The 16,607-nt window shown below is 75.9% G+C and carries 13 protein-coding genes, 3 tRNA genes and 1 pseudogene; 8 read left to right on the top strand and 9 right to left on the bottom strand.

All coding sequences use genetic code 11. The annotated features are described in order from the left end of the window. Positions 1 to 495, bottom strand: a pseudogene (locus Q7T67_RS11605) (hypothetical protein); the annotation flags it as partial. Between the two features lie 57 nt (positions 496 to 552). Here Q7T67_RS11605 and Q7T67_RS11610 point away from each other — a divergent pair. After that, positions 553 to 1,332: a DUF429 domain-containing protein gene (locus Q7T67_RS11610; protein WP_304789314.1), complete on the top strand. Its 780-nt coding sequence runs from the start codon at positions 553 to 555 to the stop codon at positions 1,330 to 1,332. A 127-nt stretch (positions 1,333 to 1,459) separates the two neighbouring features. Then, complete coding sequence (locus Q7T67_RS11615; RefSeq protein WP_304789317.1) at positions 1,460 to 2,842, top strand: alpha/beta fold hydrolase; 1,383 nt, start codon at positions 1,460 to 1,462, stop codon at positions 2,840 to 2,842. 57 nt (positions 2,843 to 2,899) lie between these two features. On the opposite strand, the gene Q7T67_RS11620 is transcribed toward Q7T67_RS11615, so the two are convergent. Continuing rightward, positions 2,900 to 5,782, bottom strand: coding sequence for a penicillin acylase family protein (locus Q7T67_RS11620; protein WP_304789320.1), 2,883 nt, complete (start codon positions 5,780 to 5,782; stop codon positions 2,900 to 2,902). 148 nt (positions 5,783 to 5,930) lie between these two features. Then, positions 5,931 to 6,767 carry a LysR family transcriptional regulator gene (locus Q7T67_RS11625; RefSeq protein ID WP_304789323.1) on the bottom strand — a complete coding sequence of 279 codons (837 nt, stop codon included), beginning with the start codon at positions 6,765 to 6,767 and terminating at the stop codon, positions 5,931 to 5,933. A gap of 70 nt (positions 6,768 to 6,837) precedes the next feature. Between Q7T67_RS11625 and Q7T67_RS11630 the strand changes: the two genes are divergently transcribed. After that, complete coding sequence (locus Q7T67_RS11630; protein ID WP_304789326.1) at positions 6,838 to 7,755, top strand: NAD(P)H-binding protein; 918 nt, start codon at positions 6,838 to 6,840, stop codon at positions 7,753 to 7,755. Positions 7,756 to 7,845: 90 nt separating this feature from the next. Here the strand turns inward: Q7T67_RS11630 and Q7T67_RS11635 are convergent, their stop codons facing one another. The 3 genes from Q7T67_RS11635 to Q7T67_RS11645 form a co-directional block, all read right to left on the bottom strand. Beyond that, positions 7,846 to 8,574: an SDR family NAD(P)-dependent oxidoreductase gene (locus tag Q7T67_RS11635; RefSeq protein ID WP_304789329.1), complete on the bottom strand. Its 729-nt coding sequence runs from the start codon at positions 8,572 to 8,574 to the stop codon at positions 7,846 to 7,848. Between the two features lie 115 nt (positions 8,575 to 8,689). Next, positions 8,690 to 8,763, bottom strand: a tRNA-Pro gene (locus Q7T67_RS11640). A 441-nt stretch (positions 8,764 to 9,204) separates the two neighbouring features. Then, a tRNA-Gly gene (locus tag Q7T67_RS11645) sits at positions 9,205 to 9,275 on the bottom strand. 98 nt (positions 9,276 to 9,373) lie between these two features. Between Q7T67_RS11645 and pheA the strand changes: the two genes are divergently transcribed. Both pheA and Q7T67_RS11655 read left to right on the top strand, forming a co-directional pair. After that, positions 9,374 to 10,282, top strand: a complete 909-nt coding sequence (pheA, locus tag Q7T67_RS11650; protein WP_304789332.1) for a prephenate dehydratase — start codon at positions 9,374 to 9,376, stop codon at positions 10,280 to 10,282. A 23-nt stretch (positions 10,283 to 10,305) separates the two neighbouring features. Next, positions 10,306 to 11,403, top strand: a complete 1,098-nt coding sequence (locus Q7T67_RS11655; protein WP_304789335.1) for a prephenate dehydrogenase/arogenate dehydrogenase family protein — start codon at positions 10,306 to 10,308, stop codon at positions 11,401 to 11,403. A 140-nt stretch (positions 11,404 to 11,543) separates the two neighbouring features. On the opposite strand, the gene Q7T67_RS11660 is transcribed toward Q7T67_RS11655, so the two are convergent. Further along, entirely contained in the window at positions 11,544 to 13,076 is a 1,533-nt protein-coding gene (locus tag Q7T67_RS11660) for an MDR family MFS transporter (protein WP_304789338.1), read from the bottom strand. 226 nt (positions 13,077 to 13,302) lie between these two features. Between Q7T67_RS11660 and Q7T67_RS11665 the strand changes: the two genes are divergently transcribed. Next, positions 13,303 to 13,782, top strand: coding sequence for a hypothetical protein (locus Q7T67_RS11665; protein WP_304789341.1), 480 nt, complete (start codon positions 13,303 to 13,305; stop codon positions 13,780 to 13,782). Positions 13,783 to 13,850: 68 nt separating this feature from the next. Beyond that, positions 13,851 to 13,921 (top strand) — tRNA-Trp (locus Q7T67_RS11670). Between the two features lie 132 nt (positions 13,922 to 14,053). Here Q7T67_RS11670 and Q7T67_RS11675 read toward each other — a convergent pair. Next, a complete protein-coding gene (locus Q7T67_RS11675; protein WP_304789344.1) occupies positions 14,054 to 14,446 on the bottom strand; it encodes a VOC family protein in 393 nt (130 codons plus the stop codon). A gap of 221 nt (positions 14,447 to 14,667) precedes the next feature. Here Q7T67_RS11675 and Q7T67_RS11680 point away from each other — a divergent pair, with 221 nt between their 5' ends. Further along, positions 14,668 to 15,369: a stage II sporulation protein M gene (locus Q7T67_RS11680; RefSeq protein WP_304789347.1), complete on the top strand. Its 702-nt coding sequence runs from the start codon at positions 14,668 to 14,670 to the stop codon at positions 15,367 to 15,369. Here the strand turns inward: Q7T67_RS11680 and Q7T67_RS11685 are convergent. After that, complete coding sequence (locus Q7T67_RS11685) at positions 15,366 to 16,604, bottom strand: CynX/NimT family MFS transporter (protein WP_370695391.1); 1,239 nt, start codon at positions 16,602 to 16,604, stop codon at positions 15,366 to 15,368. The two genes, Q7T67_RS11680 and Q7T67_RS11685, sit on opposite strands and share 4 nt — an antisense overlap. Positions 16,605 to 16,607 lie beyond the last annotated feature (3 nt).

Below are 16,607 nucleotides of genomic sequence, written 5' to 3' on the forward strand. Positions count from 1 at the left end.
CGCGGAGGCGAGGGCGACGAGCCCGACGGCCGCCGCCGGCAGGGCGGTGAGCGGGCGCGCGGTCCGTGCCCCGGCGGTCCGCGCACGACCGATCCGCGCCCAGAGCCACGCGCCGCCGGCCACGACCGCGACGGCCGCGGCGACGAACGCCAGGACGACGAGGAGCCCGTCCTCCCGCCAGGGTCGCCCGTCGCACTCGCTGCCGCACAGGCCCGAGAGGAGCCACGTGATGAAGGCGACGCCGAGCACGACGAGGAGCGCCAGGACGGCCGCGGCGACCACGACGACCCGCCCGAGGTTCTGGGCGGGCGTCCCCGGCAGCGACCGCCCGCGGACGCCGTGCAGCAGCGCGGCGCCCAGCAGCAGCAGGGCGACGAAGCCGAGCGGGCCGGAGGCGTCCTCGACCACCACCGCGAAGGCGACCGCCGGGACCAGGACGAGGGCGAGCACCAGGGCCGTCGGGGCGGCCCCGGCCCACCACGCACGGGAGCTCATCGCGCCACTCTGACGCACGACGGGGCGCCGCGCGGGCCGTCCGCTACGGTCGCCGACGTGTCCGCCGGCTCCAGCGCGCCCTCCGACGACGCCGGCGCGGCGGGGTCCGCGATCGCGGTCGGCGCGGACGGCGCGCGCGGCGGCTGGCTCGTCGCCGTGGCCCTCGGGGACGGGGACGTCGTGCGACGGACCGAGCTCCGCCTCGTCCCCACCCTGGCGGCCGTCGTCGGGCTCGGGACGACGGACGCCCCGGTCTGCGTCGACGTCCCGATCGGCCTGCCGGAGGACCAGGAGCTTCGCGCGTGCGACCTCGCCGCCCGGGAGCGGCTCGGGGCCCGACGGTCGTCGGTCTTCGAGCCGCCCGCGCGGTTCCTGCTCGACGCCGCGGACTACCCCGACGCGCGCCGGATGATCGCCGAGCGCCCCGGCAGCCGCGGCGTCAGCGCCCAGGCCTTCGCGCTCCTCCCCCGCATCCGCGAGGCCGACGGGTACCTCCGCGGTGACGCGGGCGCCCGCGGCCGCGTCCACGAGTGCCACCCCGAGGTCGCGTTCGCCGCGCTCGTCGGGGCCGAGCTGCCGGCGAAGCGCAGCGTGGCGGGCGCCGTGCGCCGGCTCGAGGCGCTCCGGGCGACGTCCGACCTCGCCGACGTCGCCGAGCGGCTCGCGGCCTTCGATGCGCCCGCGCGCGACGCGGTCCTCGACGACGCGCTCGACGCCTACGCCGCCCTCTGGTCCGCGCTCCGCGTGCGCCGCGGCGCGGCCGAGCGCCTGGGCGCCCGCCCCGACGGGACCACGGAGGAGGACGCGACGGGCCTGCCGATGTCGATCGTGTTCTGAGGCCCTGGCCGGGGCCCGCACCGCGTGTCCGGACCACCCGTCCTGTCGGCGGTCCGCCCCGTGGTACGGTCGCCCGCGGTCCCGGGGCGGTCGATCACGGCCCGCCCGCACAGCACCAGGAGGCCGCGTGCCACACCCCTTCGAGACGACCGGCGTCCGCGCCCGCGTCGCAGTCCTGCTCTCCGTCGCCGCCGCGGTGCTCCTCGCCCCGGCCGCGGCGCCGGCCGCCACGACCTACGCGCCGCTCGACGCCCCGGGACCGACCCTCGCCGTCCCGCGCGCCGACCTCGACCGGAGCCTCGTCTGCAGCCCCGGCGTCGCGGGCGCCACGGAGGACCCGGTCCTCCTGGTCCCCGGCACGACGCTGACGCCGGAGATCGACTTCGGGTGGAACTACGCGCGCTCGCTGCCCGCGATGGGGCGTGCGACCTGCACGGTGGAGCTGCCGGGCAACGCGATGGGCGACATCCAGACCGCCGGCGAGTACGTGGTCGACGCGATCCGCACGATGCACCGGCGCAGCGGCCGGAAGGTCGACGTCGTCGGCCACAGCCAGGGCGGCATGATCGGCCGCTGGGCGCTGCGGTTCTGGCCCGACGTGCGGCCGATGGTCGACGATCTCGTCGGCCTCGCGCCGAGCAACCACGGCACCACCCTGGCCCCCGCGCTCTGCGCCCTGCAGTGCGCACCGGCGTTCTGGCAGCAGCGCGACACGGCGGCGTTCGTCGCGGCGCTGAACTCGCGCGCCGAGACCGTCGCGGGCGTCGACTACACCAGCGTCTTCACCGCCCTGGACGAGGTCGTCGTGCCCAACCAGGACGCGACCACGGGCTCCTCGGCCCTGCGCACCGGTGAGGGCCGGCGCAGCAACGTGCTGGTGCAGGACGTCTGCCCGCTGCACGTCGCCGACCACCTGACCCTGGGGACCTCCGACCCCGTCGGCCACGCGCTGGTCGTCGACGCGATCACGCACCCCGGACCGGCCGACCCCGGCCGCATCGACCGCGCCGCCGTCTGCGCGCGGACGCTGGCGCCCGGGGTCGACGCCGCGACGTTCCCCGCGGAGTTCGCCCGCCTGGCCGCCGTGGTCGCCCAGCAGGTCCTCCAGGCCCCGCAGGTCACGGCCGAGCCCCCGCTGCGCTGCTACGTCACGGCGTCCTGCCCCGCCGCCCCGGCGGGCGGGACCGCGGCACCCGCCTCCGGCACACCGGCGGCGCGTCGTGCCTCCCGGGTGACCCTGCGGGTGCGTCGGTCCGGGGCGCGCGCCGTGCGCGTGACCGTCCGGCTCGCCGACCGCGCGGCCGGCCGCGTCGTCCTGCGGGTCGCGCGCCGCGGCGCCCGGCCGATCACCCGGACCGTCGCGGTGCGCCGCTCGCGGACGAGCGTGGCCGTCGTGTCGCTGCCCCGGGCGACGGCCTCGCGGGCGCTGACCGTGACCGCCCGCTTCGGCGGCGACGCGACCCACCGGCCCCGCACCGTGCGGGCGCGGGTCGCGGCGGCGCGGGGCTGACCGAGCCCGGCACCGGGGCCGCCGTGCGGCGACCCCGGGTCCGGTCGGACGGTCGTCCTACCGGACCGTCGAGATCCGGATGCTGCCGCGCGGGCCGACCACGAACCGGGCGACGCCCGACGCGTTGGTCCTCGCCGTGTACCGGCGACCGCCGACGCGGATGGTGACCTTGCGGCCGCGGGCGACCTTGCGACCGCTCGTCACGCGGATGCGGACGATGCGCCTGCCCGAGGCCGTCCGGGCGACGGAGCGGACGCGGGAGCTGAAGCCCGCGGGGCCACGCGACCCGGTCGGTCCCTTGGCGCCTCGCGGACCGTTCGGACCCGAAGGGCCCTGCTCGCCGGTCGGGCCGGCGGGGCCCGTCGGACCCGGGACGCCGGGGACGCCCGACGGACCCGCCGGACCGACCGGGCCTGCGGGACCGGCCGGGCCCGTGGCACCGTCCTGGCCCGCGGGACCCTGACCGTCGGGCGGGGTGTCGTCCGCGACTGTCTTCGGCGCCGCGAGCTGCTGCGCCGTGACGTCCTCCGCGCGGTAGGGCACGTCGATGAACTGCAGGTTCGAGAAGCGCCGCGTCTGGTCCGCGAAGTACGGGGACGTCGGGTCCTCGGACTGCGAGTAGCTGAGGAGCGCCCGGGCCTTCGGGCCCTCGACCGGGTCGACCTCGGCGAACATCACGAAGCTCGATCCACTCTGGACCTCACCGTACGTCGCGGCGGCCGTCGAGACCGAGGTCACGGGGTAGCAGCCGGTGTTGCAGCCCGAGATCGGGATGCGCTCCGTACCGCGGGTGGCGTGCTGGACGTCGCCCCACGTCGCGTTCAGGGCGACGCCCCGGGTGCGCAGCTCGGCGACCGCACGGGCCAGGGCCTGGAGCGTCGACGGCGTCGTCTGGGTGGCGGGCGCGTTCGGGTTCAGCGTGTTGGGCGTCGTCGCCGGGTTGTTCACGTCGAACGGCACGGTCCAGAAGATGCTCGAGTTGGTGTTCGGGGCCATCGCGAACCAGCGGGCGAACAGCCACCCGCCCTTCGAGTCGCGATTTCCGGTGGCGTCGAACGCGTCGAGGACCGGGCAGGCCTCCGAGATGTCGACCGCCGGCTGGCCGGCGACGCCCGTGGCGACCGGGGTGGCGGCGTTGTCGCGGCAGAGCTGCCGCAGCACCGGCAGCGTCAGCTCGGCGCCGAGGTTGCGGTTGGCGGTCCAGGCGCTCTCGAGCGAGGCACGCGAGAAGCGCGCGCCGCCCGCCGTGCCCTTGGCGATGATGTCGAGGCCCAGCCGGGTGCGCAGGCCCTGCTCGGTGCGCTCGAGACCGATGATCTGCGAGAAGCCCTCGAGCTTCGACGCGGGGTTGGTCAGCCAGTGCGAGTCGTTGGAGTTCTGCACCGACGTCGTGTTCTTCAGCACCGGCAGGTTCTTGCCGCCGAAGATGCCGGGGCGGACCGCGTCGTCGTCGGTTCCCGGGGTGCACTCGCTGCGCGATCCGTCGAGCAGGTAGAGGCGGTTCTGGCGGGCCGCGGCGCCGAGCTGGCCCGGCACGCAGGTGGACCCGATCGTCGCGTTGGTGACGTTCGGCGTCACCGACAGGTCGGTGTAGAACGAGTTGCCGCGGTCGTCGGCGCCGATCGTGTTGACCCAGGGGATGCCCTGGATCTCCTTCTGCGCCGTGATGATGTCGTCGGCCGAGCGGGCGCGGTTCATCGCCAGCCACTGGTCGAAGAGCCGCAGGTTGTCCGCGTTGGCGTCGTTGAACGCGTAGGCGGTCGTGGTGTTCCACGAGGCCGCGCCGGCGGTCAGGCCGAGCTGCGGGAACGTCGTGACGCGGCCGAAGCGGGTGAACCACCAGTCGTGGCTCTGCGTGGTCAGGCTGCCGTCCGCACCCTTGACCTGCACCGCGACGGTCTGCTTGCGCATCGGGATCGTGCGACCGTCGACGACGTAGCTCGTCGGGGTGCCCGAGGCGAGCTTCAGCTGCTGCAGCGTGAAGCGCCGGCCGGTGGACACGGTGTGCGACCAGGCGACGTGGCGGTTGTGGCCGATGTTGACCACCGGCGAGCCCATCAGGCTGGCGCCGACCACGTCGACGTCACCGGGCACCTGCAGGTGGAACTCCCAGAAGCGCTCGTTGCCCGCCCACGGGAAGTGCGGGTTGCCCAGCACCAGGCCGTCGCGGCCCTCCGTGGCGTCCTTGCCCAGGCCGATGGCGTTGGAGCCGAGGGTCGGCTCCGCCTTCGGGTCGAACATCGTGCCCTGCAGGTTCTCGGCGATCTCGTCGGCCGTCAGCGGCGGGGCGTCGGTCGACGCGGCGCGGCTGCGGGTCGTGGTCGGCGTGGCCGGCGGGACGGCTCCGGCGAGCGCCGCGATGTACTGGTTGGAGCTGGCCCGCATGCCCAGGTTGTTGGCCAGGCGCCAGACGTCGATCTCGGAGATCGGGCGGACCCACGCCGCGCCCTTGCAGCGCGGGTCGCCGAGACCGTCGGTGCCGCCCTGCTCGGCGAGGTAGCGGTTGTAGCCCGCGGCGTAGCCCCGGGCGAGCGCCCGGGCGTCCTTGGACGGGCCGTCGGGGTAGGCGCGGTCGAGCTGCTTCTCGATCTGGCGGTCGTCGATGACCGACGCCCAGAACCAGTCGGACTGCACGTTGGCGTTGTTCGTGCCGGCGCCGAGGAACTTCGACCGCTCGCCGCTCGTCGTCAGGTAGACGTCGGCGAGCGTGCAGATGTTGTCCTGCGCGGCCGCGTAGCCGACGCCGAAGCCGCCGTCGCCGAGCGTGCCGGCCTTGATGTGCGGGATGCCGCCGGTCGTGCGGGTGACGCTCGCGTCGTAGGCGGACGCCGGTCCGGCGGCGGCCAGGGACACCGCGGCGGCGGAGACGGCGAGGACCGCCGAGCGCAGGCGGGTGCGGGGACGTGGGCGCGCCGATGGGCGGGCTGATCGATCGGGCATGAGGCTCCAGGGGATCGGATTGACGGGCGCGAGCGTAGGGCCCGCCGCGGGGCTCGCGGACAACATCCGTTGAGCACTCCGTACACCTGGTGTCGGGGCGGAACGCGCGGTCCGATGTCGGGACCGCACACGCGTCGTGGCCCCGCCCTCAGCCGGCGACCGCCGCCAGCCGCACCGGCGGCTCGCGCAGGATCTCGGTGGCCAGCCGCAGGAAGTCGACCACCCGACGCTCGCGACGGCCCTTCGCGACCGCCAGGCAGGTCTCGACCCGGGCGAGGTCCCTCACGGGGACGAGCACGAGGTCGGGGCGCGTGTAGGACCGCGCGACGCTGAGGGGCACCAGTGCGATGCCCTCGCCGCTGGCGATCAGCTCGAACTTCTCCTCGAGCGACGACGCCCGTCGCACGCGCCCGTCGAAGATCGTCTCGCCCTCCAGGTCGGCCACCGCGATCGACGTGCGACGGGCCAGCGGGTGCGAGGCCGGCAGGCACGCGACCTTCTCCTCGCTCCCGATCGGCTCCGTCCGCAGCCCCGCGTCGTCGAACGGCCGGCGCAGGAGGCCGACGTCGGCCCGGCCGTCGCGGAGCGGCGCGTCCTGCTCGAACCACTCCAGGCGCAGGAGCTCGATCTCGACGTCGGGGTGCGACGCGGCGAACGACCGCACCGCGTCGGCGACGTGCAGCCCGGGCGAGAACGCGACGACGAGCCGCTCGACGCCCCGGTCCTTCTCCAGGACCCGCCGCACGGCCGCGTCGACGCCGCCGAGGAGGTCGCGCGACTCCGCCAGCAGCTGCTCGCCGGCGGGGGTCAGGGCGACGCTGCGGGTCGTCCGCTCCAGCAGCGTGCAGCCGAGCTCCCGCTCCAGCGCCCGGACCTGCCGGCTCAGCACGGGCTGGGCGATGAAGAGCCGCTCGGCTGCCCGGCCGAAGTGGCGCTCCTCCGCGACCGCGACGAAGTAGCGGAGCTTGCGGAGGTCCAGATCCATACCCGCAGGGTATCAACGCCCCTTCCAGAGGTATTGGAGTTGCGGGCCTCCGAGGCGCACGATGGATCCCATGATCGTGCTCACCACCCCCACCGGCGACATCGGCGGGCAGCTGCTCCGGCTGCTCCTCGACCGCGCCCCGGACCACGGCGAGGCGCTGCGCGTCGTCGTCCGCGACCCCGCCCGCCTGCCCGGCGACGTCCGGGAGCGGGTCGACGTCGTCGTCGGCTCCCACGGCGACGCCGACGTCCTCGACCGGGCGTTCTCCGGCGCCGACGCCGTCTTCTGGTGCGTCCCGCCCGACCCGTCCACCCCGGACCTCGAGTCCGCGTTCGCCGGCTTCACCCGCCCGGCGGTGGACGCCCTGCGCGCCCACGGCGTCGGCCACGTCGTCGGCGTGTCCGCGCTCGGCCGCGGCACCGCCGTGGCCGACAGCGCCGGCTTCGTCACCGCGTCGCTGCGCATGGACGACGTCCTCGCCGGGTCGGGCGCCGCCTACCGCGCGCTGGCCAACCCGTCGTTCATGGACAACCTGCTCCGGCAGGTCGCGTCGATCCGCGACGCCGGCGTCTTCACCGACACGGCGATCCCCGACCGCAGGGCGCCGACCGCCGCGACGCGCGACATCGCCGCGGCCGCCGCCACGCTCCTGCTCGACCGGTCGTGGACCGGCGTCGGCGAGGTGCCGGTCCTTGGCCCTGAGGACCTGTCGCAGGAGGAGCTCGCCGCGACCGTGTCCGACGTCCTCGGCACTCCCGTCCGGTACGAGCGCCGGTCGCTCGACGACCTGGCCGCCTCGATGCGGGGCTTCGGCGCCGGCGAGGCCTTCGCGACGGGCATGGTCGAGATGATGCGCGCGAAGGACGAGGGCCTCGACGCCGGGGTCGCGCGGACCCCGGAGACCTCGAGCCCGACGACGTTCCGGCAGTGGTGCACGGAGGTCCTGCTGCCGGCGGTGCGCGGGGCCGACGGGGCGGTGGCGGCCTAGGCGCCGGAGCGGCCGGCGCGGTCGGGATCTCCGTCCCCGGCCGGGACGGCACCCGGGCCGGGCGATCGGCCGACCGCGGGACCGGCCCGGTCAGTCCAGCGCCAGGCCCGTGTGGCGCTCGAGGCTCTCGACCAGCTCGTCCTGGAACCGCTCGTCGGTGACGGCCTCGTGCGGATCCTGGCGCTCGCGGTGGAACCAGTAGCCGCCCGAGGTCCGGGCCTCCGCGTCGTCCGCGACCGCCAGCCACGTCTGGGTGCGGTGGCCCTCGACGAGGTCGTCGGGGGCGCCCGCCCCGCCCATCCGCGTCGGCACCCAGCCGGGGTCCACGGCACTGACCGTCGTGTCGGACCACCGGCGGGCCAGTGCGGCCGACAGGGCGGTGACGAGGAGCTTGCTGTCGGCGTAGCGGCCGGCCGGGTCGCCCCAGTCGACGTCCCGCAGCACCGCCGCGCGGCCGCCGAAGTGGTCGTTGCTGCTCAGGTACACCAGGCGGTCGGGCCGATCGATCAGCGCGGTGAGGACGTACGGCGCGACGACGTTGACCCGGAGGATGGCCGGCCCGGTGTGGACGCCGGCGTTGTGGATCACGGCGTCCATGCGGCCCAGACCGTTGACCTGGTCGGCGACGTCCCGCGTCGCCTCCGGATCGGCGAGGTCGCCCACGACGACCGAGGCCCCGCGGTCCACGAGGTCGGCCACCGCGTCGGCGCGCCCGGGCGAGCGGACGTGCACGACCACGTCGTGGCGCTCCTGCAGGAGCGCGTCGGCGGCGGACCGCCCGAGACCGTCGGCGGAGCCGGTGACGAAGATGCGGGACATGCCCCGGAGTCTGTCGGACGCGATCCTCCGGCCGGCGGGAACGAGCGGGACGCGCACTCCCGGACGCACGAGAGGCCCGCTCTCGCGGGCCCCTCGATCCTCGGTGATGCTCTAGTCGGGGAGACAGGATTTGAACCTGCGACCGCCCGGCCCCCAGCCGGGTGCGCTACCAGACTGCGCCACTCCCCGAGGACGCGGGAGCCTAGCGAAACGGGGCGGGACAGGTCGGCCGGGCGGGGCACGGATCGTCCGGCCGGGGACGGCGGCGCCGGTCGGTGGGGTGCCGTCGGCGGGGCCGTCCGGTCGGCGCCGGCGGGCCGGGACATCGGCGCCTCGAGATGAGACGGGACGTGTCGCTTAGGAAGGCACCCGTGAACCCTTAGGCACACGGAAGGTCACGGCGCGGTCGTGCCAAGGAACCGGTGGTTCTATGGATGACACCGCAGGACGAAGACCACCGAGGAGCCACCAGATGACGCACACCGCCCGCACCGTTCCGACCCGCACCACCGCCTGATGGAACCGCCAAGACCCCCGCGTCCGCAGCAGTAGGGCGGGCGCGGGATACCCAGCAGGGACTGCGACGACGACGAAGGCCCCGGTCACCGACCGGGGCCTTCGTGCGTGAGGAGCGGGCGACGGGAATCGAACCCGCCCTAAGAGCTTGGAAGGCTCCTGTGCAACCACAACACCTCGCCCGCGCGGTGCCGGAGTCTAGCCACCGGGCCCCGACCGCGGATCGCGGAGGAGCGACGGACCCGGCCCGGGCACCGGCGGGGACGCCGGGTAGGCTCGCCCGATGGCCGACCTGGCGTTCCTCGGGCCCGAGGGCACCTTCACCCACCGCGCGGCGCTCGACCTCGCCGCCGACGGCGAGCGGCTGATCGCCCTGGACCACGCCGAGGAGGTCATCGCCGCGATCACGAGCGGCTCCGCCGACGGGGCCGTGATCGCGTTCGAGAACAGCCTCGACGGACCGGTCGCGGCCAACCTCGACCTGCTGATCGCCACGGACGAGGACGTCGTGATCGTCGCGGAGCGCGTCATCCCCGTCGCCTTCGACCTCTGGCGCCGGCCGGACGACGACGCGCCGCTGGCCGGCGTGGTCTCCCACCCCGTCGGCCTGGCGCAGTGCCAGACCTTCATCCGCGCCGGCGGACTGCAGACCCGGTCGGCCAGCTCGAACGCGGTGGCCTGCCGCGAGGTCGCCGAGGAGGCGCGGCCCGGGTGGGCGGCCCTGGCCGGTCCCGACGCCGGCGAGCAGTTCGGCCTCGTGGCCACGGAGCGCGGCATCCGCGACGACGAGCGCGCGTCGACCCGGTTCCTGCGCCTGGGCCACCGCAGCCCCGCACCGTCGGGTCGGGACCGCTCCGCGTTCGTGCTCTACCCCGACTCCGACCGCGCCGGCAGTCTGGTCTCGCTGCTGCAGGAGTTCTCCGGCCGCGGCGTGAACATGACGGCGATCAAGTCGCGCCCGACCAAGGAGCTGCTGGGCGAGTACGTCTTCTTCGTCGAGGTCGAGGGGCACCTGCACGACGCCCGGCTGCGCGACGCGACGCTCGGCGTGCTGGAGCGCTCCGCGGCCGTCCGCTTCCTCGGCTCCTACCCCGAGGACCCGACGCGCCCCGAGCGTCCGGGCACCACGGGCCGCGGGGCCGACGAGGAGCGTCGCCTCTCGCTGATGCTCGCGCGGACGGACCAGGGGTGAGCGCGGCGGGGGCCGAAGGGCCGGTGTCCGGCGGAGCACCGGGCGACGGTGCGACGCCGGGGGTCGCCGGGGCGTCGGCACGCCGGGCCGACGGTCGGCCGTCCGGCGCGGCACCGCGGGTCGGCGTCGTCGGCCTGGGGCTGATCGGGGGCTCCGCCCTCCTCGGGCTGCGCGCCGCCGGGCTCGTGGTGCGCGGGTGCGACCGCGACGAGGCCGCCCGCGCGTGGTGCGACGCCCTCGGCGTCCCGTGCGACCGGACCCCCGAGGACGCCGCGCGCGCCGTCGACGTCCTGCTGGTCTGCGTCCCGCCCCACGCCACGGCCGCCGTCGTGGCCGCCGCGCTGGCGGCGGACCCGGACGTCGCCGTGGTCGACGTCGCGTCCGTGAAGGCCCCGGTGGTCGACGAGCTCCGCACCCGGGCGCCCGAGGACGCCGGTCGCTTCCTTCCCGCCCATCCCCTCGCCGGCGCCGAGTCCAGCGGGCACGAGGCCGCGCGGGAGGACCTGCTGCGTGGCGCGACGTGGGCGGTCTGCCCTCCGGCGGACGACCCCGACGGTGCGGTCGACACCACCGCCGTGCTGCTGCGCGTCTCCCCCGTCCTCGATGCGCTCGACGCCCGCCTGCTGGTCTGCACGCCCGACGAGCACGACCGCGCGCTCGCCGCGACGAGCCACGCGCCGCACGTGGTCGCCGGCGCGGTGGCCGAGGTCGCGGGCGACGCGCCGACGGGCGGGCCGGTCGCCGCGGTCCTCTCCGGCGGTGCGCTGCGCGACGTCACCCGCGTGGCCGCCGCACCCGCGGGCCTCTGGGCCGAGATCCTCCGCGCGAACGCCGACCGCACGGCCGACGCGCTGGAGGCCACCGCCGACCGCCTGCGCGCCGCCGCCGAGGCCCTGCGCGCCGGCGACCACGACGCGGTGGTGGCCGGCTGGGAGCGCGGCGTCGCCGCCCACGACCGGCTCGCGACCGCGAGGTGGGGCACCGCGACGTGGGAGCCGCTGACCTTGGACGACGGGTGGGAGGGCCTGCTCGGCCTGGGTGCCGCGGGCGTGGTCGTCCGCGGTCTGCGCGCGGACGGGCGCGGTGGCATCGCCGGCGAACGCTGGGCCGCCGCGGGCTGACGGGGACCGCGGGCGCCGAACCCGAGGCGACCTGCCCACCTCCGCGGTGGGCGATCCGACCCGGCGTCTTCGGCCGCCCCACCGCATCGCGTCCCGGGGCGGTGTGCCCACCCCTGCGGTGATCGGTCCGCACGGCGTCCTCAGTCGCCGGCGCTCCCCGGTTGCGGCGACCCGTCCGGCACCGGCGGCGGGACGCGCGGCACGACGAACGTCAGGACCAGCAGGGTCAGACCGGCGACGACCGCCAGGCCGACGAAGACGTGCTCCGTGGCGGCGGACACCGCGGTGCCGAGGTAGGCGGCCGCGCGGTCGTCGAGGTCTCCCCCGTGCTGCAGCGAGCGGCTGATGTCGTCGACGTCGGCGGGCAGCGTGGCGCGCAGGTCCGCCGGGGCGTCCCCCAGGCGGTGATGGAGCGTCGCGTTCGTGATCGCCCCGAAGACCGCCGCGCCGAGGCTCTGGCCGAGGACCCGGGTGAACATCGCGGTGCTCGTCGCCACGCCGCGGTCCTCCCAGCCCACCGCGGACTGCACCGAGACGACGAGCGGCACCGACAGCAGGCCGCAGCCTGCGCCCAGGACCGCGCCGATCGCCAGGACCGCGGCGGTCGGCGGCTCGCCGGGCAGCGCGACGAACGCCGCGCACGCCACCAGCGCGAGGGTCGCGCCGAGCATCGCCGCCCGGCGGAAGCCGAACCGCAGGTACAGGCGGGGCGACAGGGTCGACGAGATCGGCCAGGCGATCAGGATGCTCGCCAGGAGCAGCCCGGCGACGGCGACGCTGAGCCCCAGGACGAGCTGGCCGTAGAGCGGCAGCACGATCGACGGACCGGCGAACAGGAGCCCCAGGCCGCCCATGCCGAGGTTCGCCCCCGAGAAGACGCGGCGGCGCCACACCCACGGCGGCATCACGGGCTCCGCTGCGCGGCGCTCGACGACGATCGCCAGGCCGGCGGCCGCGGCCGACCCGGCGAGGATCAGCAGGCTCGGCGCGGAGAGCCACCCCCACGACACGCCGCCGCGCAGGAGCGCGAAGACGAGGCTGCCGGCCGACAGGAAGATCAGCGCGGTGCCCAGCGCGTCGATGCGGTGCGGCCGGCGCTCCACGTCCTCGTGCAGGTGGCGCCAGAGGATCGCCATCGCGGCGAGGCCGACCGGGAGGTTCAGCAGGAAGATCCACCGCCACGACAGCCCGTCGGCGAGGACGCCCCCGAGGACGGGGCCGGCCAGCGCCGAGGTCGCCCAGACGCTCGAGAGCCGCGCCTGGATCCGGCCGCGCTCCTCGACGGCGTAGAGGTCGCCGGCGATCGTCTGGACCGTCGCCTGGATCGCCCCGGCGCCCGCGCCCTGCACCGCGCGGAAGAGGATGAGCGCCGCCATGCTCCCCGCCGACGCGCACAGCGCCGAGCCGGCCAGGAAGATCGTGATGCCGATCATCAGGACCGGCTTGCGCCCGTACTGGTCGGCGAGCTTGCCGTAGAGCGGGATCGACACGGTCTGCGTCAGCAGGTAGGCCGAGAAGACCCAGCCGAACGACGCGAACCCGCCGAGGTCACCGACGACCTGGGGCGCGGCGGTCGCGACGATCGTCCCCTCGAGCGCCGAGAGCGCGAGCGTCGCCATCAGCCCGGCGACGACCCAGCCGCGCCGGGTGGCCTGCGGGGCGGCGTCGCTCACGCGTGGACCGGACCCGGGCCTCCGGGCCGGATGGAGGGTGTCCCCGGCACCCCTGGATCGTAGGCGGCGGGCGGCGGTGGGCCCCTGCCCACTGCGCGGCCACCGTCCGCGCCGTCCGCGAGAGCCTCGCGGCGGTCGCCCTCGGCCCGGCGCGACGGCGGGGAACGACGCCGACCGCGTGCAAGGCGCGGTGCAGCCCGTCCGTCGTTCGCGATATCACCTGGACATGCGCCCGAACACCCGTTCCCTCGCCCTCCTGACCGCCGGGGTCCTCGCGCTCGCCGGGTGCGGCGGATCCGACGGCGACGAGAACGCCGACGCCACGACGACGGCCCCGCCCGCCGCCACCGCCACCGCGACGACCCCCGCCGTCGAGACCGCCACCACGACCGGCCCGGAGCAGACCGTCGTCGTCCCGCCGGCCACCACCGTCACGTCGACGGCGACGGAGCCCAGCGGCGGCGTCGCCCCGCCCACGGAGACCGTCACGAAGCAGGCGCCGCCGACCACCGGGGGCGACCAGCCGTCGATCACCCTGCGGTCCGACGGCACCGCCCGCACCACCGCCGCGGACGCCGGTCAGGCCGAGATCTGGTGCGACGCGGCACGCCAGGGCTCGTACGACTCCCAGCTCGGCGACGCGACGACGCTCGTCATCGCGGTCAGCGGCAGCGACCAGGTGACCCGCTGCGCGCTGCCGCGCTGAGGGAGCGGGCCCGCCGCACCCCGAGCCGACGCCGCCCGACCCCGGCTGGGTAACATCCCCGGCCGCGAGGGGGATTGGTGTATCGGTAACACGGCGGTCTCCAAAACCGCAACGGGAGGTTCGATTCCTCCATCCCCCGCCTGCAGCGAAGCGCCCGGTCCTCCGGGCGTTTCTCGTTCCCGGGGTCCCTCGCCCGCGATCCACCGACGGGGTCCGGTCGATCGGGTGCCACCGTCCGGCACCGGATCCGCCGCCCCCCACGTGGTCCCGCTCAGGCGCCCGCCGGCGGCGCGTAGCGGTGGTGCAGGTCCAGCGCGTTGCCCGCCGGGTCCAGGAAGATCGCCTGGTGGCAGACGCCGCTGTCGATCAGGCCCGACACGAAGCGGACGCCCAGGGACTCCAGGTGCGCCCGGGCCGCCTCGACGTCGGCGACCTGGAGGGCGAGCGGGACGCGGTGCGGCGCGAACTCCTGGCCGAACGCCGTGGGCTCCATGATCGCGATCGTCAGGTTGCCCGCCTGGAACTCGGCCGCGGGCATCGACCCCCAGCGGGTGCGGAACTCCAGGCCCAGGGTCTCGTCGTAGAAGCGGAACGACTCGTCGAAGTCCAGCGCGGGCAACGTGACGAAGTCGACGCCGGTGATCTGCAGGGCGGTGGTGCTCATCGGGCTCCAGGGTGGGTGGTCGCCGAGATTCTGCCCGTGACCCGGGCGACACGGACGGACGACACGGACGGGACGACACCGGCGTCCACCCGGCGTCGAGCGTGCCGGTGCCGCCCGGGGCCCGTCCACCCGACGCGTCCAGCGACGCGGCGCTCGAGACCCGACGCCCGGTGGACGATGAACTCACACGTCAACCGGACCGCGGTCAATACCATCCCGGCATGGCCGCGACCGACGAAGTGACCGCCGCGCGCCTCGCGGCGCGGGACGCCGCCGTCGCCGACACCCGCGCCGCGCTGTCGTCGTGGCTGCACCGGCCGTCGCAGCTGCTGCCCTGGGTCGGGCTCAGCGCCGTCGTCTCGGCGATCCTGCTGCTGGCGACCTACATCGTCTCGATCACCACCCCCGCGGACCCTTCGGGCGGTGCGCTGATCGCCGCGGATCCCAGCGCCCGGTGGGTCGACTTCGGCTTCGTCCTGGGCCGCAACTTCACGGTCCTGCTGCTTCACCTGCTCGTCTGCTTCGCCACGTACCTCGTCCGCCGCTCGATCCCGATCCAGGCCGGCGAGCTGTCCGGCGTGCAGGGCTGGATCCACCGCCACGCCCAGCGACCCGCGCTGCTGATGGTCGTCGCGCTGACGGTCTTCTCGATCTTCCAGCAGGCGCTGAACCTCGGGCACGGGCTGGCGAGCGTCGCCGCGCAGGGGCAGTACGGCGAGGCCGGCATCCTCGTCCGGCTGCTCCCCCACGCCGTCCCTGAGCTGATCGCGGTCTTCCTGCCGCTCGCCGCGGTGCTGTGGCTCGAGGCGAAGGACCGCAACAAGGACCTGCTCGCCGCCGTCGCGGCCTGCACGGTCGTCGCCGTCCCGGTGATCGTCGTGTCGGCGTGGATCGAGGTCGTGGTGGCCTCGGACTTCTTCTAGGCCGCGGCGGGCGGTGCCGGGCCCACCGGCGGATGCCCACCGCCGGGGACGGGCGCCTCGATCGTCCGGTCCGCCCCGGCCCGCCACCCGGCGACCGCGAAGGCGCCGAGCGCCACGAGCAGGGCGAGCAGCGGGGCCGTCCACGTCCCCGTCGCGTCGTGCAGCGCCCCCGCCCCGAGCGGTCCCGCCGCGGCGATGAGGTAGCCGACGGTCTGCGCCATGCCGGACAGCTCGCCCGCCGCCTCGGCGGTCCGCGAGCGCAGGACGAAGAGGGTCAGCGCCAGGCTGATGCCGGTCCCCTGCGCGAGGCCGAGCACGAGGACCCAGGCCAGAGCACCGCCCGCCGGGGCGATCAGGAGGCCCACGAGTCCGACGAGGAAGCCGACGGCCGCGACGGCGGTCAGGCCGCGCTGACGCCGGGACCGGGCCGCGACGACGGGGACGACGAGCGACGCCGCGATGCCCGACGCGCTCATCAGCGCCGCCATCAGGCCGGCCGTGGACGCCGACATGCCGTCGTCGCGCAGGATCGTCGGCAGCCAGGCGGCCAGCGCGTAGAACTCGAGCGACTGCAGGCCCATGAACAATGCGACGGCCCACGCCACGGGCGAGCGCCACACGCCGCGGGCGTGCGCGGACGGGCCGGCCGAGCGCGGCGGCGTCGCCCGGGCCTGCGGCAGCCAGAGGAGCGCGGTCGCCAGCGCCGCGACGCCCCAGAGCGCCAGGGCCGTGCGCCACGACAGCCCCAGCGCGTCCTCCAGGGGCACCGTGACGCCCGCGGCGAGCGCCGCGCCGCCGTTGAGCGCCACGGAGTAGAGCGCCATCATCGGCCCCGTCCGGTGTGGGAAGTCGCGCTTGACCACCCCGGGCAGCAGGACGTTGGCGATCGCGATGCCCGCACCGGCCACCGCGGAGCCGGCGAACAGCGCCGCGGTCGGGACGGCCAGTCGCAGGGCCGTCCCCGCCACGAGCAGGAGCAGGGCGACCAGCAGCGCCCGCTCGAGCCCGATCCGCCGGCCCAAGCGCGGGGCGAGCGTCGCGAACAGCCCGAAGCAGACGAGCGGCAGGGTCGTCAGGAGGCTCGTCGACGCGGCGCTGAGCCCCGTGTCGGCGCGCAGCTGCGGCGCGAGCGGCCCGACCGCCACGAGCGCGGGGCGCAGGTTCAGCGAGAACAGCGCGATCGCGGCGGCGAGCAGGACGACGTCGCGGGTCGGGCGGGACGGCACCCGGCCCATCCT

It is taken from the genome of Patulibacter sp. (genome assembly GCF_030655195.1).
In the GTDB taxonomy this organism is placed as follows: Bacteria; Actinomycetota; Thermoleophilia; order Solirubrobacterales; family Solirubrobacteraceae; genus Patulibacter.